Annotated in this window: 18 protein-coding genes; 12 read left to right on the forward strand and 6 right to left on the reverse strand. The window is 46.7% G+C overall.

The genetic code is table 11. The features are described 5' to 3' along the window. Positions 1-54: 54 nt before the first annotated feature. Positions 55-801: a hypothetical protein gene (locus ACWIP2_RS12515; protein ID WP_448520278.1), complete on the reverse strand. Its 747-nt coding sequence runs from the start codon at positions 799-801 to the stop codon at positions 55-57. Between the two features lie 91 nt (positions 802-892). On the opposite strand from ACWIP2_RS12515, the gene ACWIP2_RS12520 reads away from it, so the two are divergent. Next, positions 893-1,810, forward strand: coding sequence for a tetratricopeptide repeat protein (locus ACWIP2_RS12520; RefSeq protein ID WP_448520279.1), 918 nt, complete (start codon positions 893-895; stop codon positions 1,808-1,810). 148 nt (positions 1,811-1,958) lie between these two features. On the opposite strand, the gene clpP is transcribed toward ACWIP2_RS12520, so the two are convergent. The 3 genes from clpP to ACWIP2_RS12535 all read right to left on the reverse strand — a co-directional run bounded on the left by clpP (position 1,959) and on the right by ACWIP2_RS12535 (position 5,504). Further along, on the reverse strand, positions 1,959-2,636 hold the full coding sequence (gene clpP / locus ACWIP2_RS12525) for an ATP-dependent Clp endopeptidase proteolytic subunit ClpP (RefSeq protein ID WP_448520280.1): 678 nt from the start codon (positions 2,634-2,636) through the stop codon (positions 1,959-1,961). Between the two features lie 87 nt (positions 2,637-2,723). Next, the gene (locus ACWIP2_RS12530) at positions 2,724-4,682 is read right to left on the reverse strand and encodes a GAF domain-containing protein (RefSeq protein ID WP_448520281.1); all 1,959 of its coding nucleotides are present in this window, start codon (positions 4,680-4,682) and stop codon (positions 2,724-2,726) included. 57 nt (positions 4,683-4,739) lie between these two features. Next, positions 4,740-5,504 (reverse strand): murein L,D-transpeptidase catalytic domain family protein, encoded by a 765-nt coding sequence (locus tag ACWIP2_RS12535; RefSeq protein ID WP_448520282.1) that lies wholly within the window; start codon positions 5,502-5,504, stop codon positions 4,740-4,742. 805 nt (positions 5,505-6,309) lie between these two features. Here ACWIP2_RS12535 and ACWIP2_RS12540 point away from each other — a divergent pair. The 3 genes from ACWIP2_RS12540 (at position 6,310) to ACWIP2_RS12550 (ending at position 11,925) form a co-directional block, all read left to right on the forward strand. Beyond that, a complete protein-coding gene (locus tag ACWIP2_RS12540) occupies positions 6,310-8,151 on the forward strand; it encodes a CocE/NonD family hydrolase (RefSeq protein WP_448520306.1) in 1,842 nt (613 codons plus the stop codon). A 76-nt stretch (positions 8,152-8,227) separates the two neighbouring features. Next, positions 8,228-10,621, forward strand: coding sequence for an alpha-L-rhamnosidase-related protein (locus tag ACWIP2_RS12545; protein ID WP_448520283.1), 2,394 nt, complete (start codon positions 8,228-8,230; stop codon positions 10,619-10,621). Between the two features lie 17 nt (positions 10,622-10,638). Then, complete coding sequence (locus tag ACWIP2_RS12550; protein WP_448520284.1) at positions 10,639-11,925, forward strand: DUF5690 family protein; 1,287 nt, start codon at positions 10,639-10,641, stop codon at positions 11,923-11,925. Between the two features lie 346 nt (positions 11,926-12,271). Here ACWIP2_RS12550 and ACWIP2_RS12555 read toward each other — a convergent pair whose 3' ends face one another. Then, positions 12,272-14,134, reverse strand: coding sequence for a SpoIIE family protein phosphatase (locus ACWIP2_RS12555; RefSeq protein WP_448520285.1), 1,863 nt, complete (start codon positions 14,132-14,134; stop codon positions 12,272-12,274). A 293-nt stretch (positions 14,135-14,427) separates the two neighbouring features. Between ACWIP2_RS12555 and ACWIP2_RS12560 the strand changes: the two genes are divergently transcribed. After that, positions 14,428-14,601: a hypothetical protein gene (locus tag ACWIP2_RS12560; RefSeq protein ID WP_448520286.1), complete on the forward strand. Its 174-nt coding sequence runs from the start codon at positions 14,428-14,430 to the stop codon at positions 14,599-14,601. Here the strand turns inward: ACWIP2_RS12560 and ACWIP2_RS12565 are convergent. Then, positions 14,598-17,213: a leucine-rich repeat domain-containing protein gene (locus ACWIP2_RS12565; RefSeq protein WP_448520287.1), complete on the reverse strand. Its 2,616-nt coding sequence runs from the start codon at positions 17,211-17,213 to the stop codon at positions 14,598-14,600. The two genes, ACWIP2_RS12560 and ACWIP2_RS12565, sit on opposite strands and share 4 nt — an antisense overlap. A gap of 179 nt (positions 17,214-17,392) precedes the next feature. On the opposite strand from ACWIP2_RS12565, the gene ACWIP2_RS12570 reads away from it, so the two are divergent. The 7 genes from ACWIP2_RS12570 to ACWIP2_RS12600 all read left to right on the forward strand — a co-directional run bounded on the left by ACWIP2_RS12570 (position 17,393) and on the right by ACWIP2_RS12600 (position 21,492). Next, positions 17,393-18,142: an SGNH/GDSL hydrolase family protein gene (locus ACWIP2_RS12570; protein ID WP_448520288.1), complete on the forward strand. Its 750-nt coding sequence runs from the start codon at positions 17,393-17,395 to the stop codon at positions 18,140-18,142. An 88-nt stretch (positions 18,143-18,230) separates the two neighbouring features. Then, positions 18,231-19,037, forward strand: coding sequence for an enoyl-ACP reductase FabI (locus ACWIP2_RS12575; protein ID WP_448520289.1), 807 nt, complete (start codon positions 18,231-18,233; stop codon positions 19,035-19,037). Between the two features lie 70 nt (positions 19,038-19,107). Then, positions 19,108-19,362 carry a 50S ribosomal protein L28 gene (gene rpmB / locus ACWIP2_RS12580; protein ID WP_448520290.1) on the forward strand — a complete coding sequence of 85 codons (255 nt, stop codon included), beginning with the start codon at positions 19,108-19,110 and terminating at the stop codon, positions 19,360-19,362. 30 nt (positions 19,363-19,392) lie between these two features. After that, positions 19,393-19,575 carry a 50S ribosomal protein L33 gene (rpmG, locus tag ACWIP2_RS12585; protein WP_448520291.1) on the forward strand — a complete coding sequence of 61 codons (183 nt, stop codon included), beginning with the start codon at positions 19,393-19,395 and terminating at the stop codon, positions 19,573-19,575. A gap of 5 nt (positions 19,576-19,580) precedes the next feature. Further along, positions 19,581-19,736 (forward strand): DUF4295 domain-containing protein, encoded by a 156-nt coding sequence (locus ACWIP2_RS12590; RefSeq protein ID WP_448520292.1) that lies wholly within the window; start codon positions 19,581-19,583, stop codon positions 19,734-19,736. Between the two features lie 134 nt (positions 19,737-19,870). Then, positions 19,871-20,830 carry a signal recognition particle-docking protein FtsY gene (gene ftsY / locus ACWIP2_RS12595; RefSeq protein WP_448520293.1) on the forward strand — a complete coding sequence of 320 codons (960 nt, stop codon included), beginning with the start codon at positions 19,871-19,873 and terminating at the stop codon, positions 20,828-20,830. Further along, on the forward strand, positions 20,830-21,492 hold the full coding sequence (locus ACWIP2_RS12600) for a rhomboid family intramembrane serine protease (protein ID WP_448520294.1): 663 nt from the start codon (positions 20,830-20,832) through the stop codon (positions 21,490-21,492). The genes ftsY and ACWIP2_RS12600 overlap by 1 nt, the downstream gene beginning before the upstream one ends. Positions 21,493-21,498 lie beyond the last annotated feature (6 nt).

Genomic DNA, 21,498 nt, shown 5'->3' on the forward strand with positions numbered 1-21,498 from the left:
TATTAATAAATTACAGACTAAAGTCCATGTTACTTTTTGGACACCCTCTTTTTTCTATCCGATCTTCTGAATAGTTTCCTTGAGCGCCTCCCAACGATTTTTCTGCCCGTCTAAAAGCGCGTACCAGTTACCATCCCCGGGGCTGATCTGCTCGATGCCGTTTTTGGGTTTGGACGACATTTTTTCATAATCGGGTTCTACCTCAAAACTCTGCTCCATAATTGCCATAGCTACCTGCCATGGGATCTGTTGCGTTTGCGATTCGTACACCCGCACGGCAGATCGGTCTGCAAACTGCCAACGGATCTGGTACTGCTGTAACTTACCTCCTGCCTGCCAAGCATAACCCAAAATCAGCGGGGCTTCCACCTGCGCCGTCTCCATGAGTCCTTGCACCACTTGCTGCAAAAGCATCTCCCATGCTACCCGATTTTTAGGCCTAAAAGTCTGTGCTTCGCCGTTTTGTCCAACCATGTGCAGTTCAAGAAAGTTGTGCTTCGGCTGTCTGGCACGCGTTTCAGGTTGTGTCTGTGCCAACAGTTGCTCTATCTGCGCAATCCATACCTGATGCAACACTGCCTCACAGGCGCGGTTATCGTTGAGCGTAAAGCCTTCCTCGGCAAGCTCCTCTTCGGTAAACTCTTCGCGATGTGTATAAACAAGCTCGTAAGAAGCGCGATAGCTCCCGCCCTCTTTTCTGACAATCAGGTGGTAATAATGGCTAAAGGGCGGTGGCGTAAGATCATTTGTCTCAAAGCGGGCTTCCCAAAGTGTAAAATGGCTGAAATCGGTTTCTTGCACGATATTTGGCGTATGTCTTTCAAATTTTCCGTAAATTAAGTGTTAATTGACACGGAAAGCAATCCTGCCAAGAACCATAACCAACGTCTGTATGAACCCGCTACGCTTATCACTATCAGCATTTTTTGGTTTTCTGCTCAGTTTCCTGCTTCATGGGCAAAATATCGAACTCAACACGCAGCCCGCTTACCAAAATTTTGTAACAGGCAAAAATATATTGCACCAAAAGGCACTGTTGGTTCCTAACTCTCCTTTTGCGCTTGTATTGGTTGCTATTCGCCGAACGGAGGACGTAGCCAACTGGTCGCAAGATCCGGCAGACGGCATCCATGCGCGCCTCTTTGCTTATGATCTGACCAATAAACGAATAGACGAAGCACAGAGCGAAATGCTCAACCGCCAGATGGGATCTGACAAGTTTTACGAACCCGACTACTGCGGAGGCTTAGGATCGCTTGCGCCCGACGACTTCAAAGCAGACGGGCAACGCATCGTTATTACGCGCTTCTACGCTGCCGGAACGGCTCGCTCTAACTGTACCGACGAAATCATCTACAGTAACGGTCAGTTGTTTCTGCAAAAAGAGCGTGCCATAGACACCGGACTCGGCGCAGAAGTAGCCAAAGAACGCATTGCCATGAATCAGCAAGCACTCCAACGCTATCAGCAGGGCGATATTCAGGGGGCTATCAGCATTTGGGAACAACTCTTTAGCTATTGGCAAAATGGCCCCTTCGCAACTGCCGGCCCAATGGACGAAGTGATGAATAATTTGGGCTTTGCCTACTACAAAATCAAAGACTTTCGCAAAGCAGAGCAGCTACTGCTAGAGTGCAAAAAGAATTTTCCGAACAGATCCATTATCAACCTGAATCTGGCAGATCTTTACCGCGACGACGGACAAATTTCGGAAGCTATCAAATACTACGAAGTATTTTTACAGGCTTCTAACCTAAGCGCCAACCAGATTGCCTATGCCAAGCGGCAGTTAGAGATGCTCAAAAGATAAATAGACAAATAAACAGGGCTGTCCAAAAAGTAACATAGCCTTTAGTCTGTGATCGTTGAAATACTTGATGATCAGACGGTTACAGACTAAAGTCCGTGCTACGTTCAGCCTTTTTAGACAGCCTCATTAATTGAGGAAACTGATCGTGCTACTTAGTTTTTGGCGACAGCACCTCATCTATCAGACCGTAGTCCTTAGCTTCGTTTGACATCATCCAGTAATCGCGGTCAGCATCTGCCCAGATTTTCTCGTAGGGCTGTCCACTGTGCTTAGAGATGATTTCATACAGTTCTTTCTTAATTTTTTGGATCTCGCGGTGTGTAATCTCGATATCGGATGCCTGTCCTTGTGCGCCGCCCAGTGGCTGGTGGATCATTACGCGTGCATGTGGCAAACCGGAACGCTTGCCTGCCGCACCTGCACAAAGTAATACCGCACCCATAGAAGCCGCCAAACCCGTACAAACTGTGGCAACATCGGGGCTTACGATCTGCATGGTATCGTAAATCGCCAAACCTGCATATACCGATCCTCCCGGACTATTGATGTACATAATTACGTCTTTGGAAGGGTCTGTAGATTGAAGGAATAGCAATTGCGCTACTACTACGTTAGCTACCTGATCGTCTATAGGCACTCCCAAAAAAATAATCCGATCTTTCATCAAACGGGAAAAAACGTCCATCTGGATCAGATTCATCGGGCGCTCTTCCATAATATAGGGGGTGAAATTGGTAATGGTAGTATTGATGTACTGATCTACCACCATGCTGCTAATACCCTGTCCTTTGACAGCATATTTGCGGAATTCCTGAGAATAGCTCATGCTTGGATTGAGTTATAGATTTTGGATTTTGCTTAAATCTAACGAAAATTAATCCAAAATCAAGTAGCTGACAAAATGACTACCTTGCTATCCCTGCTGTACTCCGCTTTGCTCTAAAGTCTTCTTGAGGAGGGCTAATTCTTTATCGCGCCGCAGTTGATCGTCCACATTGCGCAGGTAAATCAGCATCTCGTCGTCTTTTAATTGACGAATGCTCATCTCACCCATAAATGTTGAGCGGTCTTTTCTGGTGATTTCTTGTATGTAGGTTTCCCCCGACTTGAGCATCGCGGGGTTGCTTTGTTTGGCTAATCGGGTAATACTGCTGCCCAGCAGCGCCGCCTGACTGTATCCGGTCATCTTGCACAGGTTGTTGTTGACCTTGAGGATGTGCCAATCCCCGTCCACCTGCAAGATGGCATCGGGAAGGCTTTCGATAATCTGCTCCAGCATTTCGGAAGAAGACTTTGCCATTTCTATGTTGCGTGCCGATTGCTCTTGGGTAGAAAGCAACTCTTCCAAATTCTGGCGCATCTCTTCTTCTTGTACGCGCAGTTGCTCGGAAATGCTCTGCGACTCTTGCAACAGGCGCTGCGTGCGCTCGGTTACGAAAGTGGCAGCCAATGTAGAAGCAATATTTTCTGCAATGCGCTTGAGGAACTCTACGCGGTATTCAGGCAGTACACTGAAGGATGCAAGCTCGATAACACCATAGACCTCATCGTTGAAGATCAATGGAATAACAATAATATTCTTGGGGTTTGCATCGCCTAATCCCGATCCTATTTCTATGTAGCGCTGCGGTATTTCGGTCAGAAACAGGGTGTCTTTTTCCACCCAAGCCTGCCCAACAAGGCCCTCACCCCATTTTACTATTTTGTTGCGGATGCGTTGGCGATTCCAAGCAAAAGTAGCCACCAGTTCTAATTGTGGCTCTTGGCTCTGCTGGCTCATCACAAAGAAACAACCCTGATTAACCTCTACATACTTGATAAGTTCGGCAAGTACTGTCTTTGCCAGCGTCGGGATTGAGTGGCTGGTCGAGCGCAGGATGTCTGCAAATTTGGCAGCCCCCTCATTTGCCCAGTTGCGTCGGGCATCCGCTTCGGCGAGTTTTTTCAGGTTATCGCGCATGTTGAGCAGACTATTGCCCAACACATCGTTTTCGCTGAGTTTCTGATAGTTTACCTCATAGTTGCCATTGCCGATTTGTATCGCAAAATCGCTGAGTTTAGACAATCCCCTAATGAGTTGGTTGGTGGCATTAGCGATGTCGCCGATTTCATCGTTTGTAATCTTTCTAACCGGAGGCGGTATCTCTCCTATGCTCAAACTGCTGATAGCTCCCTGAATTTCGCGAATTGGCCGGACAATCTGACGGGAGGATGATTGCCAGAGCAGCACTGAAATAGCAATAATGCCGATAGCAGCCAATAATTCTATATTTTTCTCTGCGTGCAAATGCCTGATCATCGACTCGCGTACTTCACGGCGGGATGTTCTCTCCTTAGATATGATGCCTTCTAATCGTCTGACTACCTCGTTTGCCAAAGGCATCACCTTAGTATTGAGTAGCGTTTCGCTCTCAAAACGCTTCAGCGGATCTTCGTAATCCGCATCTGCGTTGAGCATCTGCATAATGGCTTTTTGATGCGCAAAAAGTGTATCTACTCTTCGCATCACAGCATCTAACTGTTGCGAAGCCTCTATGTTGCCTGCCTGCTCAAAATTGGCAGATGCCTTTTTGATCTCTATTTGCAGGGTCGTAAAATCGTCGCTATGGATATTGCGCAGTGCAAGTTTGCTGCTTGCGTCTTTTTCACGAAAAATCCAGTTGCTAGTATTGAGTTGCGACTGGATGACGATAGTACGCAACTTATTCAACTGCGCAATGAGACGATCAATATTTTCATAGTCTTTATTGATAAAGTCGAGCACCTGCTGCGAAAAAGCGTAGGTAAAAATCGCATTGAGTAAAAAAAGAAATGCGACTAAGTAAGTCCCTGCAACAATTTTCAGTTGGATGCTGAAGAATGATCTGTTCATGGATACAAGCCCTATATGCCCTCTAAGTTACACTTTTCGATATACTTTACTAACAAATCAGATGGGAAAAGGCAAATAACTGAGTAATTGCTCGCCCCCGTTATGCTGGTTTCCCCACTTGGTGCGCTTGTGGTAAGTAGGCGACGGATGATAGATATACAGGCATGTCCCCTCTTTAATGGTAGAAATAATATCATCTTTGAGGTGTTCAGGTATTGCAGGACAACCCTGACTGCGTCCGATGCGCCCTGTACGGGCAATATGCGCCTCACTGACATAATCTGCCGCATGCATAACGATGGCTCTGCGACGGGCGTTGCTATTGAAAAGTGCCTCTTGACCATCCAGATAAAGGGAAAGCCCATGTTTACCATAGTAAGTTTCGCCCGTGATATAGAAGCCTAAGCTACTTTGGAATGAGCCTTCCGCATTAGAAAACTTCTCGGCGTAATGCAGCCCGCTGTTCACCCCATGAGCCACCAGCGAGTGAAACAGCACCCGCTGTTCTGCCAGATCTATTACCCATAAACGAGGACGATGCGAAGGCAGCGAGAAATCTATGATTGTCAGCAGCGACTTGGCCGAAAGCTTTTCTGCCTGTCTGAATTGCAGATAACCAATCAGTGCCTTTTTAAAAGCATCGGGATGCATACCCTGACGGGCAAGATTGAGTTTATCGTAAACAATCTCAACAACGTTTTCGATGCGGTATGCAATCTTGTAAGGAACAAAATTTGTGTGCCATTGATTAAACGCCGCCGCAGGCGTTTGCACCCATACTCCCCCCAAAAAAAACCAAAAACAGAGTAATTTACGTACCATCAGGTAAAAATATTCTTAGGTTAGCAATAGGTGAATGCCGTAAATTAACCGCGCAATCTTTGGGTTATTGCCAAATAAACTGCTGCCGGCTTGAAAAGTTTATGTAAGATTTGGGCTGTCTTTGTACATAAAAAGACACTACGCAGTAGTCTGATGCTCATTGCAACAATGCAAAACCTCAAAAAAGTCAAATTGGTATTGCTTTTATTTAAAAAAATGCTTTTTCGTCAAAAATCTGACATTGTAAACTAATTTCGTTGTGATGCAAGACATGAATGAATACTAAAATGAATCATCTACCATGCAGTTTTTATCGTCTAGGGATTGCATATGGGTAGCACGGAAATTCCCTATCATGCGATTCATAATGGTCTAATGATTCTGACATTTCTGTTGTTAAGTTTTCTTTTTCTAAAAACCTGTTGATTAACAATAAATTAGTAACTGCAAAGCAACATGTTTGTTTAACACGGCATTGTGAATATAAAGAGTGAAAAGCCATAACTGTGGAGAATGTGGCGTTATCTTCGTTTGGTTATGAAAAGCGGCTTGCTATCTTTCAAAATCTGCTAAAAATAAAACTTAGCAAAAAAATAGCTTGCTTTATGTAAAATGTTTGCTTATATTAAAAAATCCTTCGTTTCAGCGTGAGAATATGAAAGTCAGAATTTTAAAAGCAATTGCTCTACTGCTTGCATCATTTGCTTTCGGCAGCGTATGCTCTTGTCAAAAAAAAGAAAGCGCCTTAGCGAACGCATCCCCGTGCATTCAAGTAACAACTTATCAAGATTCTGTACAAAAAGCAATCAAAGCGCAATTAGATGCGGATAGCGTTTGGATTGTAGCCAATTATTTCAAAAAAGAGTTTAGAATACCTATGCGAGATGGCAAACATCTTTTTACAGCCGTATATATTCCAAGAGATACTACTGTAAAATATCCTATATTGATGCAAAGAACGCCTTACACATGCCGCCCTTATGGAGAAGATAAATACCCTAAGCGTTTAGGCCCCAGCCGGTTGTTGATGTTAGACAAATACATTTTTGTATATCAGGATGTGCGTGGTCGGTACATGAGCGAAGGCTATTACGAAAATATGACGCCGCACATTCGCCAAAAAACAAGTAAAGATAGCATAGACGAAGCCAGCGATACTTATGACACAATCGAGTGGCTTCTTGCGCATTTGGCAAAATATACAAACGGCAACGTAGGCATTTATGGCATTAGCTATCCCGGTTTTTATACAACCGCCTCTTCTCTGTGCCGTCACCCTGCTCTCAAAGCCAGCAGCCCGCAAGCGCCTATGGCGGATATTTGGTATGACGATTTTCACCATCAAGGCGCTTTTGTGCTTACTTCTACAAACTTTAATCACGTTTTTGGTTATCAAAAAGACTCCCTGACCACAAAAGATTGGTTTGCAGACAAACAAGTAAAAATGGGAACGCAAGACGGTTATCAATTTTACTTAAACTTAGGCCCAACGCCCAACATAGACCGATATTACGGAAAAGACAACATACTTTGGCAACAAATAAAAGACCATCCCAATTATGACGCTTTTTGGGAAAGAAGAAATATTTTAAACCACACCGATAGCATCACACACGCCGTTATGACCGTAGGGGGGTGGTACGATGCTGAAGACCTTTACGGTAGTTTTCAAACTTATTACAACATCGAACGAAAAAGTCCCCAAGCCTATAATATTTGCGTGTTCGGACCTTGGCGGCACGGCGGATGGGCAAGAGATTTTGGCAGATTAACTCACGGCAACATAGATTTTGGCGATACTATCTCTAATTATTACGCGAAACACATAGAGCAAAAATTTTTTGAGCATTTTTTGAAAAAAGATGGAAAAGGAACGCCTCCGTTGCCCGAAGCCTCTATTTTTATTACGGGTAAAAATGAATGGCGCACTTTTGACAAATGGCCTCCCAAAGAAACTCAAACAATAAGATTGTATTTGCAAGAAAACGGAAAACTTACCATAAACGCTGCGCCTACAAAGGCAACATCTGCAAGCAGCTACATTAGCGACCCTAAAAAACCCGTGCCAAGCTACGAAAATATTGCACCAACCATGACGCGCGAGTATATGACAGACGACCAACGATTTGCAGCGCGCCGCCCCGATGTACTTACTTTTGAAACAGATATTTTAACGGAAGATATAACCTTAGTAGGCGGAAGTTTGATGAATTTAATCGTAGCGACGACAGGTACGGATGCTGATTGGTTCGTAAAATTAATAGACGTATATCCGCTAGACCATCCTAATTTTTTCCATAATCCGCCGCACATTCAAATGGGCGGATACCAACAAATGGTGCGCAGCGAAGTATTTAGAAGTCGTTGGCGTGAAAGTTTTTATAGGCCCAAGCCTATGATTCCCAATCAGCCTACTCAAATAAAAATTCCTTTGCAAGACATTATGCACACTTTCAAAAAAGGACACAAAATTATGATACAAATACAAAGCACAGCTTTTCCTATGATTGAAATTAATCCGCAAACTTATGTAGCTAATCTGTATAAAGACACAAAACCCGAACATTACGTTAAAGCCACACAAACTATTTTTCATAGTGCAACGCAGCCCAGCTATTTGGAAATTTTGCGTTGGACAGGGCAATGAAAGCAAAATAAGCGCAGCTATTTGTCTGCTTGCAGGATAAAGCGAAAATATTTAATATGGCCTGACGTAAAAAATGATGAAAAAACTGCTGCCATATCTGATTGCTTGTTGGCTGCCTTTTGTGCTCTTGGCGCAAAGCGCCGATATTCACCCGCGCATACTCAACCGCGAGTGGGAAGCCTTCTGGATTGCCTGTCCTGACGTGCCGCTCAAATCGTTTGGTGTGTATCACTTTCGCAAAAACTTTGTCTTAGAAGTCAAACCCAACAGATTTATCGTTCATGTTTCGGCAGATAATCGCTACCGGTTGTTTGTCAATGGCGTGCCTGTTGCGCACGGCCCTGCTCGCAGCGATCTTGCCTATTGGAACTTTGAAACATTAGACATTGCCCCCTATTTGCAAACCGGAGGCAATACGCTGGCTGCCGTTGTCTGGAACTTTGCCGAGCATGCGCCTTGGGCGCAAATCAGCTATCAAACAGGCTTCATTTTGCAAGGCAACACCGAAAACGAATCGTTTATTAACACAAATTCCACATGGAAAGTATTGCGTAATCAGGCGATTAGCCCCATTCCTATCCGCATGGAAGATGTGCGAAATTTCATCGTGGTTGGCCCGGGCGAAGAAGTTGCAGGCAGCCGCTACCCTTGGGGTTGGGAAGATAAAAATTACAACGACAGCGCGTGGCAAGTAGCCATTCCACTCTACAAGGGCATGCCGCGCGGCAGAGGCACAGGGTCGGCATACTATCTCACCCCGCGCACCATTCCGCTCTGGCAGGAAAATACCGAGCGATTTGCACAGGTGCGCCGCAGCACAGGTATTGCCAATATTTCCGACAACTGGCTCAAGGGGAAGCAGCCCCTAAGCATTCCGCCCAATACGCATGCAGCTATTTTATTGGACAACAAACAACTGACAACCGCCTATCCTGAACTGATTGTACAGGGCGGCAAAGGTGCGAGCATTGAAATTACTTACGCAGAGGCATTGGTAGATGCCGATTGGCAAAAGCACCACCGCGACCGCATAGACGGGCTGAAAATTTTTGGCTATAAAGACCGCTTCCTGCCCGACGGTGGCGCAAACCGCCTGTTTCGCCCGCTGTGGTTCCGGACTTTTCGCTACGTGCAGTTAGACATCCAAACCGCCGAAGAACCATTGATTATCAGCGACATTACGCATCAGTTTACCGCCTATCCAATGGAAGAGAATGCGCGGTTTAGCAGCGATGATGCGGAACTGGAAAAAATCTGGAAAACGGGCTGGCGCACAGCGCGACTTTGCGCCAACGAAACCTACTATGACAGCCCCTACTACGAACAACTCCAATACGTGGGCGATGCGCGCATACAAGCGCTGATTTCCCTATACGTCAGTGGCGACGATCGGCTGGTGCGCAAAGCCATCCAAGACATCAACCATTCCCGCGTTCCCGAAGGACTGACGCAGGCGCGTTATCCGAGCGCTGTGCAGCAATTTATACCGCCTTTTTCACTCTACTGGGTCTCGATGGTACACGACTACTGGATGCACCGCCGCGACGACGATTTTGTGCGACAAATGCTGCCCGGCATACAGCAGGTTTTGCAGTGGTTTGCAGACAACACCGACCGCAGCGAAGACATGCTTGGGGGGCTGCCTTGGTGGAACTTTACCGACTGGACGGAGCAGTGGCAATACATGAACGAAACCAATATCGGCGGCGTACCGGAAGGGGCAGACAAGAGCTACTCCTCTGTATTGACTTTCCACTATGCCTACACCCTGCGGCAAGCTGCCGAACTGCTGGAGTACTACGAACAGAAGGAACTTGCTGCCATCTATTTGCAACAGGCAGAACAACTGGCACGAGAAACCTACAACGCCTGTTATGACATCAAAAAAGGACTGGTAGCCGATACGCCCGAGAAAAAAACCTTCAGCCAACATGCACAGATTATGGCTGTATTGAGCGGAGGCGCACCTATGCTCCAACAGGCAAGTCTGATCGAGCGGGCGCTCGCCGATGAGAGCGTTACGCAGGCCAGTCTGTACTATCGGTTCTACCTCACACGGGCAATGGTGAAAGCCGGCTTGGCAGATTTTTACTATGCCACCTTGCAGCCTTGGCGCGAGATGCTCGCTATCGGGCTGACTACCTTTGCCGAAAAAAGCGAACCAACGCGCTCGGACTGCCACGCATGGTCAGCAAGCCCCAACTACGACTTTCTGGCGACTATCTGCGGCATCACACCCGATGCGCCGGGATTTACCGCTGTTCGTGTGGCTCCGGCCTTGGGAATGCTCAATCGCGTAACTGCCTCTATGCCGCACCCGGAAGGGATGATTCGCGTATCGCTCACACGCCAACCGCGCAATGCTATCAAAGCAGTTGTAGAACTTCCGCAAGGTATCGAAGGAACTTTTGTGTGGAACGGAAAAATTTACCCGCTCAAAAGCGGCATCAACGAACTCACAGCGCGATAAACCATCGGTAGCCCCTTATGTCCACCATCTCAAACCGCCTACAACAATGGCTTTCCCAAAGTTCGCCAGCTGCCTTTTCTGCCTATGCAGCAGGCGCTGCTTTTTGTGCTTACACTTGCATTTTTGCACTTCGGAAACCTTTTACGGCAGCTACTTTTGAGGGGCTTGTATTTGCAGGCATTGACTATAAAATCTGGCTGATTACGGCGCAGGTGCTCGGCTATATGCTGTCCAAATTTATCGGCATCAAACTGATTGCCGAAATGTCGCACGGTAAACGGGCAGTCAGCATTGCTGTTATGGTTGCAGTTGCGCTGACTTCGTGGCTTGGCTTTGCGCTCATACCGGCACCTTACAATATTATCTGCTTATTTTTCAATGGCTTGCCGCTGGGTATGGGCTGGGGACTGATGATTGGCTATCTGGAGGGCAGGCGCGTAACCGAAGTACTGGGCGCAGGACTGTCGGTCAGTTTCATCTTTTCGTCGGGCATTTCCAAAAGTATTGCCCTGTGGGTAGTCAATGGCTTGGGCATTAGTCCTTTTTTGATGCCCTTAGTCGTAGCTGTCGGTTTTGCTGCGCCCTTAGTGGTGTTTATCTGGCTGCTGGAGCAGTTGCCGCCGCCCTCTGCTGCCGACGAAGCAGCCCGCACCCGCCGCGAACCCATGAGTGGAGCAGAGCGACTGGCATTCTTCAGCCGTTTTGCAGGTGGCTTAGTGAGTCTGATTTTGGCCTACATCCTGCTGACCATTTACCGCGACTTTCGCGATAACTATGCTGCCGAAATCTGGCAGGCGCTGGGCTATGGCGGCTCGCCGCAGATATTTACACTGACCGAAACGCCTGTTGCCCTCGCCGTGATGATAGCCGTCAGCCTGATGATGTTAGTCAAAGACAATCTGCGGGCATTCCTTATTAACCATGCGATGATTGGCGGCGGATTTGTACTTGTCGGATTGGCGACACTGGGTTTCGAGGCGGGTATTATCTCCCCTGTCTGGTGGATTATCAGCGTTGGTTTTGGGCTGTATCTGGGCTACGTACCTTTCAACAGCGTCCTTTTCGATCGCTTGATTGCTACCTTCCGCCACGCAGGCAATGTTGGTTTTCTGATCTATCTTGCTGACTCTTTTGGCTATGTGGGCAGCGTATCGGTATTATTCTACAAAAATTTTGGACAGCAAGCCACAGGCTGGCTGCCGTTTTTCGTACAAGGAAGCTATATTGTCTCGATTGCAGGTACTCTGCTGATACTGGTTTCGGCTATCTATTTCTGGCGGCGGCATTGGCTGCAAGCTACTTAAAACCTCAGAAATCCATAAGCATAAATTTTCGGGATAGTATGATAATTGCCCTGTAGAGGCTGTCTAAAAAGGCTGAATGTAGCACAGACTTTAGTCTGTAACCCTCTGATTATCAATTACTTCAACGATCATAGACTAAAGTCTATGTTACTTTTTGGACAGCCTCCTTGTGTAAAACTGCACGGTAGATAATTCATTTTAGTATAACATGTTGGCTTGCTAATTTTTGATAGGCTGTTGTGCAATTTTATTAGCTACAAAGCTGTAAATGTGTCGTCATAGGCGCGTAGCGCAACGGCAACAAAGAAACTTTAATTTGCCTGAGTATTTAATCAACCAAATATTTTTATGCGTTTACTGCTTTACCACCTATTCTAAAGCCAAGCAGCATCATATCGTCAATCTGCTTATATGTTGTTCCATAGCCTTCCATCCATTTTTTCATGGTAGTTTCAACAGCTTGTTGCTGGGCTTCTATCGGTTGGTCGTAGATAGACGCGAGCTTGTTGCGCAGGTTGCGAAGCGTAAACTTGCGTCCTTCAGGGCCGCCAAATTGATCTTGCAAACCGTCGGAAAACATATAGATCATAGCGGGTTGACTGACATCAATGTGATGGAGCGTATAGTCGCGCTGCTCGGTTACTACACCGCCGATCGGTAGCTTATCGCCTTTGATTTCGCGCAATTCTTCGTTTTGAATGTAAACCACAGGACTTTTTGCGCTGGCAACTGCTATTTTTTGTTCCGCCGGATGGATAATTACGATGGAAATATCCATACCATCGTTGTTGCGTGTTTCATTTTGACGCAGCGACTTGATAATGCCTTTGTGCATTTCGTTCAGGATCAGTTCCGGGGAATGAATATTGCGGATGTAGATGATTTCATCGAGCAATTTATTGCCGATCATACTCATAAAGCCGCCCGGCACGCCGTGGCCGGTACAGTCGGCTGCGGCAACTACCAGTGGTGCATTTGCACCTTCACCAATTTTGCCAAACCAATAGAAGTCGCCGCTGACTACGTCGCGAGGCTTGTAAAATACAAAGAATTCAGGAATAGACTGTCTGATGTATTCGATAGACGGCAACATGAAAGACTGAATGCGGCTTGCATAGTTCAGCCCTGCGATAATCTGCTGGTTTTTGGCGTGGATTTTATCGCGTTGGGCTTCTATCTGTATATTCTGCTGCATAATATTCTGATTTTGCGCCAGAATTTCTTCTTTCTGCATCTCTATTTCCGCATTCTTTTCCGCCAATTCGTTGCGTTGTTTAGTCAATAAGATATTGAGTTTGCGTTGTGCGCGGTTGTTCCGATAAATTAGCACGCCGATGATGAGTAAGACGCCAAGTGCTGCCAGCGAGAGGTAGATAATGCGTTGCTGCTGTTTCTTTTCCTGCTCTAATATCATGTTGCGGTTTTTCTCTTCAAGCGCTCTTACTGCTGCCTGTTGCAGGCGGATTTCGTGCAGCATTAGCATTTCAGTTGTGATTTTCAAGTGTTCGGCCATTTGCGCAAGGCTATCCATCGTCATTTTCAGGCTGTCCGACGAGCGGCGCAAACTGTCGCCTAACCGAGCATTCATATTCACCAGTTGGAATTGGTCGCGTTTGTTACTGCTCAGTTGCTTGTTTTTATTTTGCAACTCGGCTTCTTTGCGCCTAAGTTCGGCCTCTTTGGATTCAAGCTCATTTTTTTTGCTGTCCAAGAGATTTTTGGCAGAGTCCAAGCGGGAATCGCGCTTGCGGATTTCTTGTTCTCGTATGGCTGCTATTTCTGCAAGAACGGGGGTAAACTCACTCTGTAAGTTTTTATAGATTTTCAATGCTCTTTTGTCGCGTCTGCTCAGATCTTCTTCTTTGCCTGTAATGAGCTGATAGGCAGGTAATATTTTCTTGGTAACAAAGTCGTAGAGCACTTGTTTGTCGAGCTTACCGGCCTGATAATCCCTGTAATAGATTTTGTAGGCATCTTTGAAGTAATCTGCCGCATCGTCGTGCTTTTGTTGCCGAAACGCACAAATGGTTCCCTGTACTTCCAAAGCCTTTGCCTGCCCTTTCACATATCCGATCTGACGGGCAAGTTTTTCTGCTTGGCGGGCTTGTTCAAGTGCTTTTTCCACCTCATTGACAGCAAGATGCTCGGCAAGCTCATTCATCGCATCTACTTGCCGCGCATCTTTTTTATCCTGACTGATGATCTGCATTAATTGCCCGATACGGTCATCTGCACTTGCAGATATTGCAAACAAGAACAGCCAGCTGATCAAAACGTAACGTATATTAACCATAAATGCCCTTAAAATGAACCTAGCAAACGGTAATTAGGTAATTAAAAATGTAATTCGCGGTAGGGGTACAAATGGTTAACGAATAAAAGTAGTTATATGATACGTCTGTTGCTTGTCAGTTTACATACTTAGTGTAAGAATTGATAAACCATTAACGTTCGGCGCCTAAATAAAGTTTGCACAACGCGTTTAAGCAACAAAAAAATAACATGCAAACCTATTCCGAAGTGCCGACAGCATACGTGTGGGCCAACAAATTGCCCGGATTTTTCTATCTGAATTTTCGGAATGACGCGCATAAAAATGCAACGGCGCGTGCAACGGCGTGTGCAACGGCGCGTGCAACGGCGCGTGCAACGGCGCGTGCAACGGCGCGTGGCTAATAGTACTCTACCTCGCAGCCCGGTCTGATGCGTCGGAAATTTTCTACTGCGCGGGGCGAGAGTCTGGTTCGGTAGCACTGTACTTTCTTCAGGTTAGGAAGACTTTCCAGCGGCTTAATATTGTTAATGGCGGTGCTGAAGAAACTCAGACGTTCCAAGCGCTGCAATTGCTCGATGCCGCGGAGTCGTCTGATCGGCGTACCTGAAATATTGAGTTCGCGCAGGTTGACGAAAGGCAGTACTTCCTCTATTTTTTCGATGGGCGTACTTTGGATGTCGAGGACTTCCAAACCATTCAAACTGTAGATTGCGGACAGACTACGGATCGGGTTATTGGGCAGACGCAGCACGCGCAGGGTGCGCACTTTGCTCAGCGGCGAGAGATCCTGCACCTGTGTGTTGCTAAAGTTAAACTCGTGTAAGCGGAAAAGTATTTCCACCGGAGCAAGCGAAGTAATCCGCGTACCTGCCGGAATATTCAGCATGTGCAGTTTTGCCATTTGATGCAGATGTTCCGTTGTGGGGTTCTCTTGGCGGAGGGCAATTGCCTGCCTGAAAATCTGCTTCCACTCAGGGGTGAGTAGCGCCCACCAATTTTCCAAGACCCGCGTCATGAATATGACTGTGCGCTCGGGTTTAGCATCTATATAAGTGGCAAATTGCGCTTGTTCGATCGAGGTATTGTCGGCATATAGAAAGGCGAGTTCCGGCAGCCCTTGAATAGCTGTTAGCGAGGCTACTTTCGTCCCCGAAATATCCAGATAAGTAAGGCGCTTGAGGCCTGCAAGCGGCGTAAGGTCGCTGACTGACGTGCTGCGGCATTCGATGTGTTGTAGGTCGTCTAAGTATTGCAGCGGCGCAAGACTGCTCACCCCAGTACCGTTGGCTTTTAGTTGTTTCAGTTCGCGCAGTGCCTTGAGCGGCTCCAGACTGGTAATGTCCGACTTGCCGGTAATGTCTATTTCTGTCAGACGCGCCATTTGCGCCAGTTGTTCGCGGCTTGGATTGGCGCTGTGTACGCGCACGTAGGTAACGATTACATTGCGCCAGTTGCGCGGCAGTTGTTCCCACCAACTTGCCATAGCATCGCTGTTATTCATCACCAAACATTTGGGATTAGCGGCAATAAAGCGGTTAATCTCTTCGCGGGTAAGTGGTGTTCCGTCGGCATAGATGCGCTCCAGCGCAGGCATTGTGCCCAAATCGCTCAGGCTGCTGATGCGCGTGCCGTTGATAGAGAGCAACTGTAGGCTGCTTTTGCCGCGCAGCGCACCCAGCGTAGAAATTTCCGTGTTATCTAAATAAACGCGCTCTAAGACAGGCAGGGCGGCAAGTGGAGTTATATTGTTGATTTTCAGGTTAGAAACATCCAAAAATTGGAGAGATTTGAGTTGTTCGATGCCTTTGAGGCTGGTGGCAGGCAGATTCGTAGCCTGCAAGGTTTGCAGATTAGAAAGCTCTGCGAGAGCTTCCCAGTCGCTGACGCGCGTACCGGAGATATTGAGCTGCTGCAACTGCAACAAGTTGCTCAGAGGCGACAAATCGGAGATGGCAAGGCCTGCCAGATTCAGTTGTTGCAGCGAGGAAAGATATTTCAGCGGATCGAGCGAGCTAACTTGCGTACCCGAAATATCGAGGCTTTGCAGGCGCGAAAGATTGCGCAGCGGCCACAAATCGCTGATATGTGTCTGTGCTAATTTCAGCGAACGCAGCCCGGTAAGCTCGGTAAGCGGATCGAATGAGGTGATCAGCCCTGCACGCGCAGGCGCGCTTAGGTCGAGTGCTTCTATCTGTGTAATGGTGCGGAGCTGTTCGAGACTAACTTCCGATAGTCCTTCAAACTGAGGTGCAACTAATTTTTTCCATTCAGGAGATAAACTCGCCCACCATTCTTGTAGTTCTTGCGCCTCGTCTAAACGATTGGTGTAGATGCTGGCAATTTTCAGTTCGCGTCGCACAGAGTCAATGTTCATCTCGATGTAGCGCAACTGATTGTGTGCAATTGTGCTACCGTCGAGCAATGTGGCGGTCAGTTGGCGGTTGAGCGTTACCTTAACTACGCGAATACCCTGTTCGGAGATGAGTTGTTCGGTGCGTTTATGTGTCAGTTTGAACTCTGCCTGACGGAAGAAAAAATCAATGTCTTTCAAGTACGACTGCACATTTTTATTAGTAGGCGTAGCCCTGCGCGTATCCAGATCGTCTTCTACCTGTACTTTATCGTCGCGGAATACTTTGAGGTAGCTGGTGCGGATAATTTCTTCTTTGTCTTGCAGCGGCGTTTCTTTCGATCCCAACTCGTTGAAAATCAACTCCAAAAATTCAATGATCTGAAATACTTGATTTTGGTAGTGCGGCTCTAAAGCAGCCAAATCGCGCTGAACGGGCGCGGTAGTCGTCGCTTTTTGGGCTGCTACTACCGGCTTTTGAGTAGTCGTCGCAGGTTTCTGATTGGGGGCAGCCGGTTTTCTGGCAGGAGCTTTCTGGTTATTCTGAGGTCTTTGCTGCGCCACAGCACTTGTACCCATCAATAGGACGGCAATGGCAATTGCAGCAAGAGTATATTTTAATCCATAAAGCGATTTCATGGTGCAAGTTTCCTTTTTGTTCATGTTTGCAAAGTTCGTTGTTTCCTGTTGTAACAGAGAGCTTTTAAAAGGCGATTTTACAAAGATTGTCTGCCTATGATGCTGGCTTATGAGCAAATCGGGAACCAAAAAGCCTTATCGTTTGTTTTATGGCTTGTATTTAGTTGAGAGGTATTCAACAGCAATACTAATGCCGATAAAATATGAATCCAATACATCGCAATATCAGTTTGGGCATATTTGCTTTAATTGTTGTTGCACTCATGATACGCTGGGCTGCGCAATTTCCGATCAATGCAGAAAGGCTGAAAGCACAACGCGAAGCAGCCATTAGGGACAGCATTGCCCGCGTTGCCGACTCCCTGCGCCGACACGAACGCATTGTTGCCAAAGGCAAAGTTAAAAAGGGAAAAGAACTGGTTTTCCATGATAAAAATGATACCAGCCAATACCGCATCCTACTCACAGGCGATTCTATGGGCGACGGACTTTTTTTGGCTTGGCGCAAAATGCGTAAAAAAGGCAATTTCGATATTCGCTACCAGCCATGGTATGGTTCAACAACCGACAGTTGGGCAAAAACCGATAAGCTCGAGCATATGATCAGGAGCTATCGCCCTACGCTGGTGCTTTTTTCGCTGGGTGCTAATCAAATCAACGACCATAAAATTACAGCCAAAGAAGACCATATCCGCGAGATCGTCCGCCAACTGGGCGATGCGGAATACGTTTGGATCGGCCCGCCTAACTGGAAGGAGGATACAGGAATTAATAACCTCATTATCAAGCATATAGGCAATGAGCGCTTCTTCGATTCACGCCGGTTGAACTTTGAACGGCGCAAAGATGGCGCACACCCGACTGCAAAAGCTGCAGCCATTTGGGCAGACAGCATCAGCCGCTGGATAGATCGCAATCCACGCATCGCTTTCTCGTTTTCGGGCAACAAATAAATGCTGCCAATTTATTTCGATTTTTGCGTACTAACACAGGTTTGTTAATTTGCACCCGGTTTTTCCACTTTAATCTAACCATTTAGCGATGTATAAGCTGTTATCAGGCAAACGAGGTATCATTACAGGCGCATTAGACAACAACTCTATTGCGTGGCGCGTAGCGCTGCGTGCCAAAGAAGAAGGAGCATCTTTCACACTCACCAACGCACCGATTGCCCTGCGCATGGGCGAAATCAATAAATTGGCAGAAGAATGCCAGACGATTGTCATTCCGGCAGATGCTACTTCGATAGAAGATTTGGAAAACCTCTACCGCCAGTCAATAGATCATTTGGGCGGCAAGATAGATTTTGTGTTACACTCTATCGGTATGAGCCCCAACGTGCGCAAAAAGAAAGAATATGGCGATTTGAACTACGACTGGTTTATCAAAACACTCGATATTTCTGCTATTTCGTTCCACAAAATGATGCAGACAGGCGAAAAACTGGCTGCTTTTAACGACTATGCCTCTATCGTAGGGTTGAGCTACATCGCAGCGCAGCGCGTATTCCCCGACTACGGCGATATGGCGCAGGCTAAGGCCCTGCTCGAATCTATTGCTCGCAGCTACGGCTACCGCCTCGGCAAATCGCAGAAGATCCGCGTGAATACCGTTTCGCAGTCGCCTACACCTACCACCGCAGGTACGGGCGTGAGCGGATTCGACGAGTTTCTCAAATATGCTGACAACATGTCGCCGCTGGGCAATGCCACTGCCGACGAGTGCGCAGACTATATTATCACGCTGTTTTCCGATCTGACCCGCAAAGTAACCATGCAGAACTTGTTCCACGACGGCGGGTTCAGCAGCATGGGCATCAGCGATGCTGTCATAGGGAAAGCAAATTAATTATTTGACAATCTGTTGGTTTTTTGTCGCCTCTGTACTAATTTTGCAGTCCTGTTCAAAAAGTACCACCATGTCTAAAATTTGCGATATTACCGGTAAGCGTGTGCGTATTGGAAACAACGTATCTCACGCTAACAACAAAACAAAGCGCACTTTCACTCCTAATTTGCAGAGGAAAAAGTTTTATCTGGCAGAGGAAGACCGCTGGATAACGCTGAAAGTATCTACTTCTGCTATGCGTACCATTACCAAGAACGGTCTGAGCAATGTACTGAAAGCAGCTGCTCTGAAAGGTACGCTGTCGCCTAAGGTGAAGTTGAAATAATTGTTGCACAGCATAAACTTACAAGATACAATGGCAAAGAAAGGCAATCGCATTCAAGTAATTTTGGAGTGTACTGAGCATAAAAATTCAGGCATGGGCGGCATGTCGCGTTATGTTACGACTAAAAACCGCAAAAATACTCCCGAGCGCATTGAGCTGAAAAAGTACAACCCAATTCTGAAGCGCTATACTGTTCACAGAGAAATTAAGTAATCGTCATGGCAAAGAAAGTAGTTGCTACCCTGAAGAAAGAAGGCGGTGTGAAATATACCCGCGTTGTAAAGGCTGTTAAGTCGCCTAAAACCGGTGCATATATCTTCAAAGAGGAAATTATGCCTGAAGATCAGGTAAAAGACTTCCTCAGTGCGAAGTAATTTTGTCATTGTGCGGCAGACTTGAGTCGAGCCGCTTTTGTCGCCTCAAAACCCTAAGGATTTTAGCAGTCCTTAGGGTTTTTATTATTAAACTTCGCAACTTTAAGGTTAAATACCAACGCAACCGTATTACCATGGGTTTATTCGGATTTTTTTCCAAAGAGCAAAAAGAATCATTAGACAAAGGGCTTGAAAAAAGCAGCAAAGGTTTTTTCTCAATGCTCACCAAAGCTATCGCAGGCAAATCGCAGGTAGATGAAGAAGTACTCGACGAACTGGAGAATATTCTGATTGCTTCCGACGTAGGTGCAGCTACTACAATCAAGATTATCCGCAGCATAGAAGACCGCGTGAAGCGCGATAAGTACGTAAGCACTTCAGAACTGGATAGCATCATCCGCGACGAAATCAAGTCGCTGCTGGCGCAAAATCCGCAAAATACGCTGGATGGTTTCCATATTCCTGAAAATAAGCGCCCCTATGTGTTGATGGTCGTCGGTGTAAATGGTGTAGGCAAAACCACAACCATCGGCAAACTGGCTGCTCAGTTCAAAAAACAGGGCTACAGCGTTGTTATTGGTGCGGCGGATACTTTCCGCGCCGCTGCTGTAGATCAGATCAAACTCTGGGGCGAGCGTGTAGGGGTGCCTGTTATAGACCACGGTATGAATACTGATCCTTCTGCTGTCGCCTTTGATACCGTCAAAAAAGGTACGGAAATGGGCGCGGATATTATCATTATAGATACTGCAGGACGTTTGCATACAAAAGTGAATCTGATGAACGAACTTGCCAAGATTAAGCGCGTGCAGCAGAAGTTCATTGCCGATGCACCACACGAGGTAATGCTCGTTTTGGACGGCAGTACCGGACAAAATGCATTTCTGCAGGCAATCGAATTTACTAAGGCTACAGAAGTTAACTCACTGGCTATCACGAAATTAGACGGCTCTGCCAAAGGGGGAGTAGTGATCGGAATTTCTGATCAGTTCAAAATTCCTGTCAAATATATCGGCGTGGGCGAAAAAATAGAAGATCTGCAAATTTTCAATCGCGATGAGTTTGTAGATTCCTTTTTCAAGAAGCAAGGCTGATGCGACTGTCCAGAAGTTTCCTTTTGAGCCTGTTGCTAACTGTGCCTTTTTGGCTTTTTGCACTCTTGCAGTGGGTTTCGGGCTATAACTGGGCGCGTCTGGGTATTTTTCCGCGTTCGCTGCTGGGGGCAATTGGCATTCTGACCGCGCCGCTGGTACATGGCGACTGGATGCATCTACTCTCAAACGTATGCCCGCTGCTGATCTTATGCACAGCAGTTTTTATGTTTTACCCGCGCGAAAGCCGCCCCGTACTAACAATTGCTTACTTTGCTACGGGTATCTGCGTGTGGCTGCTGGCGCGTCCTTCGTATCATATCGGGGTGAGCGGGCAGGTGTATGCATTGGCTTCTTTTCTCTTTTTTTCCGGACTTTTTCGCCGCAATCGTGCTTCGCTGATTATTGCAGTAGGCGTTGGCATCCTGTACGGCGGTATGATACGGGGAGTGTTTCCCCAGATGGGGCAGCATAATATATCGTGGGAGTCGCATCTGTTCGGGGCGCTTGTCGGCGGAGTGCTTGCATGGCACTACCGCAACATGGCATCACCTCTGCTAATCATGCCGCAGCATAAGGACACAATACTTTTCGATCTGGAAGAGGGCTATCGTCCGCTGCGCAATAAAAAAATCCGCTACGTATTTATTAAGCGAAAAGGCTAAGGAATC

The sequence above is a fragment of the Rhodoflexus sp. genome, assembly GCF_053489755.1.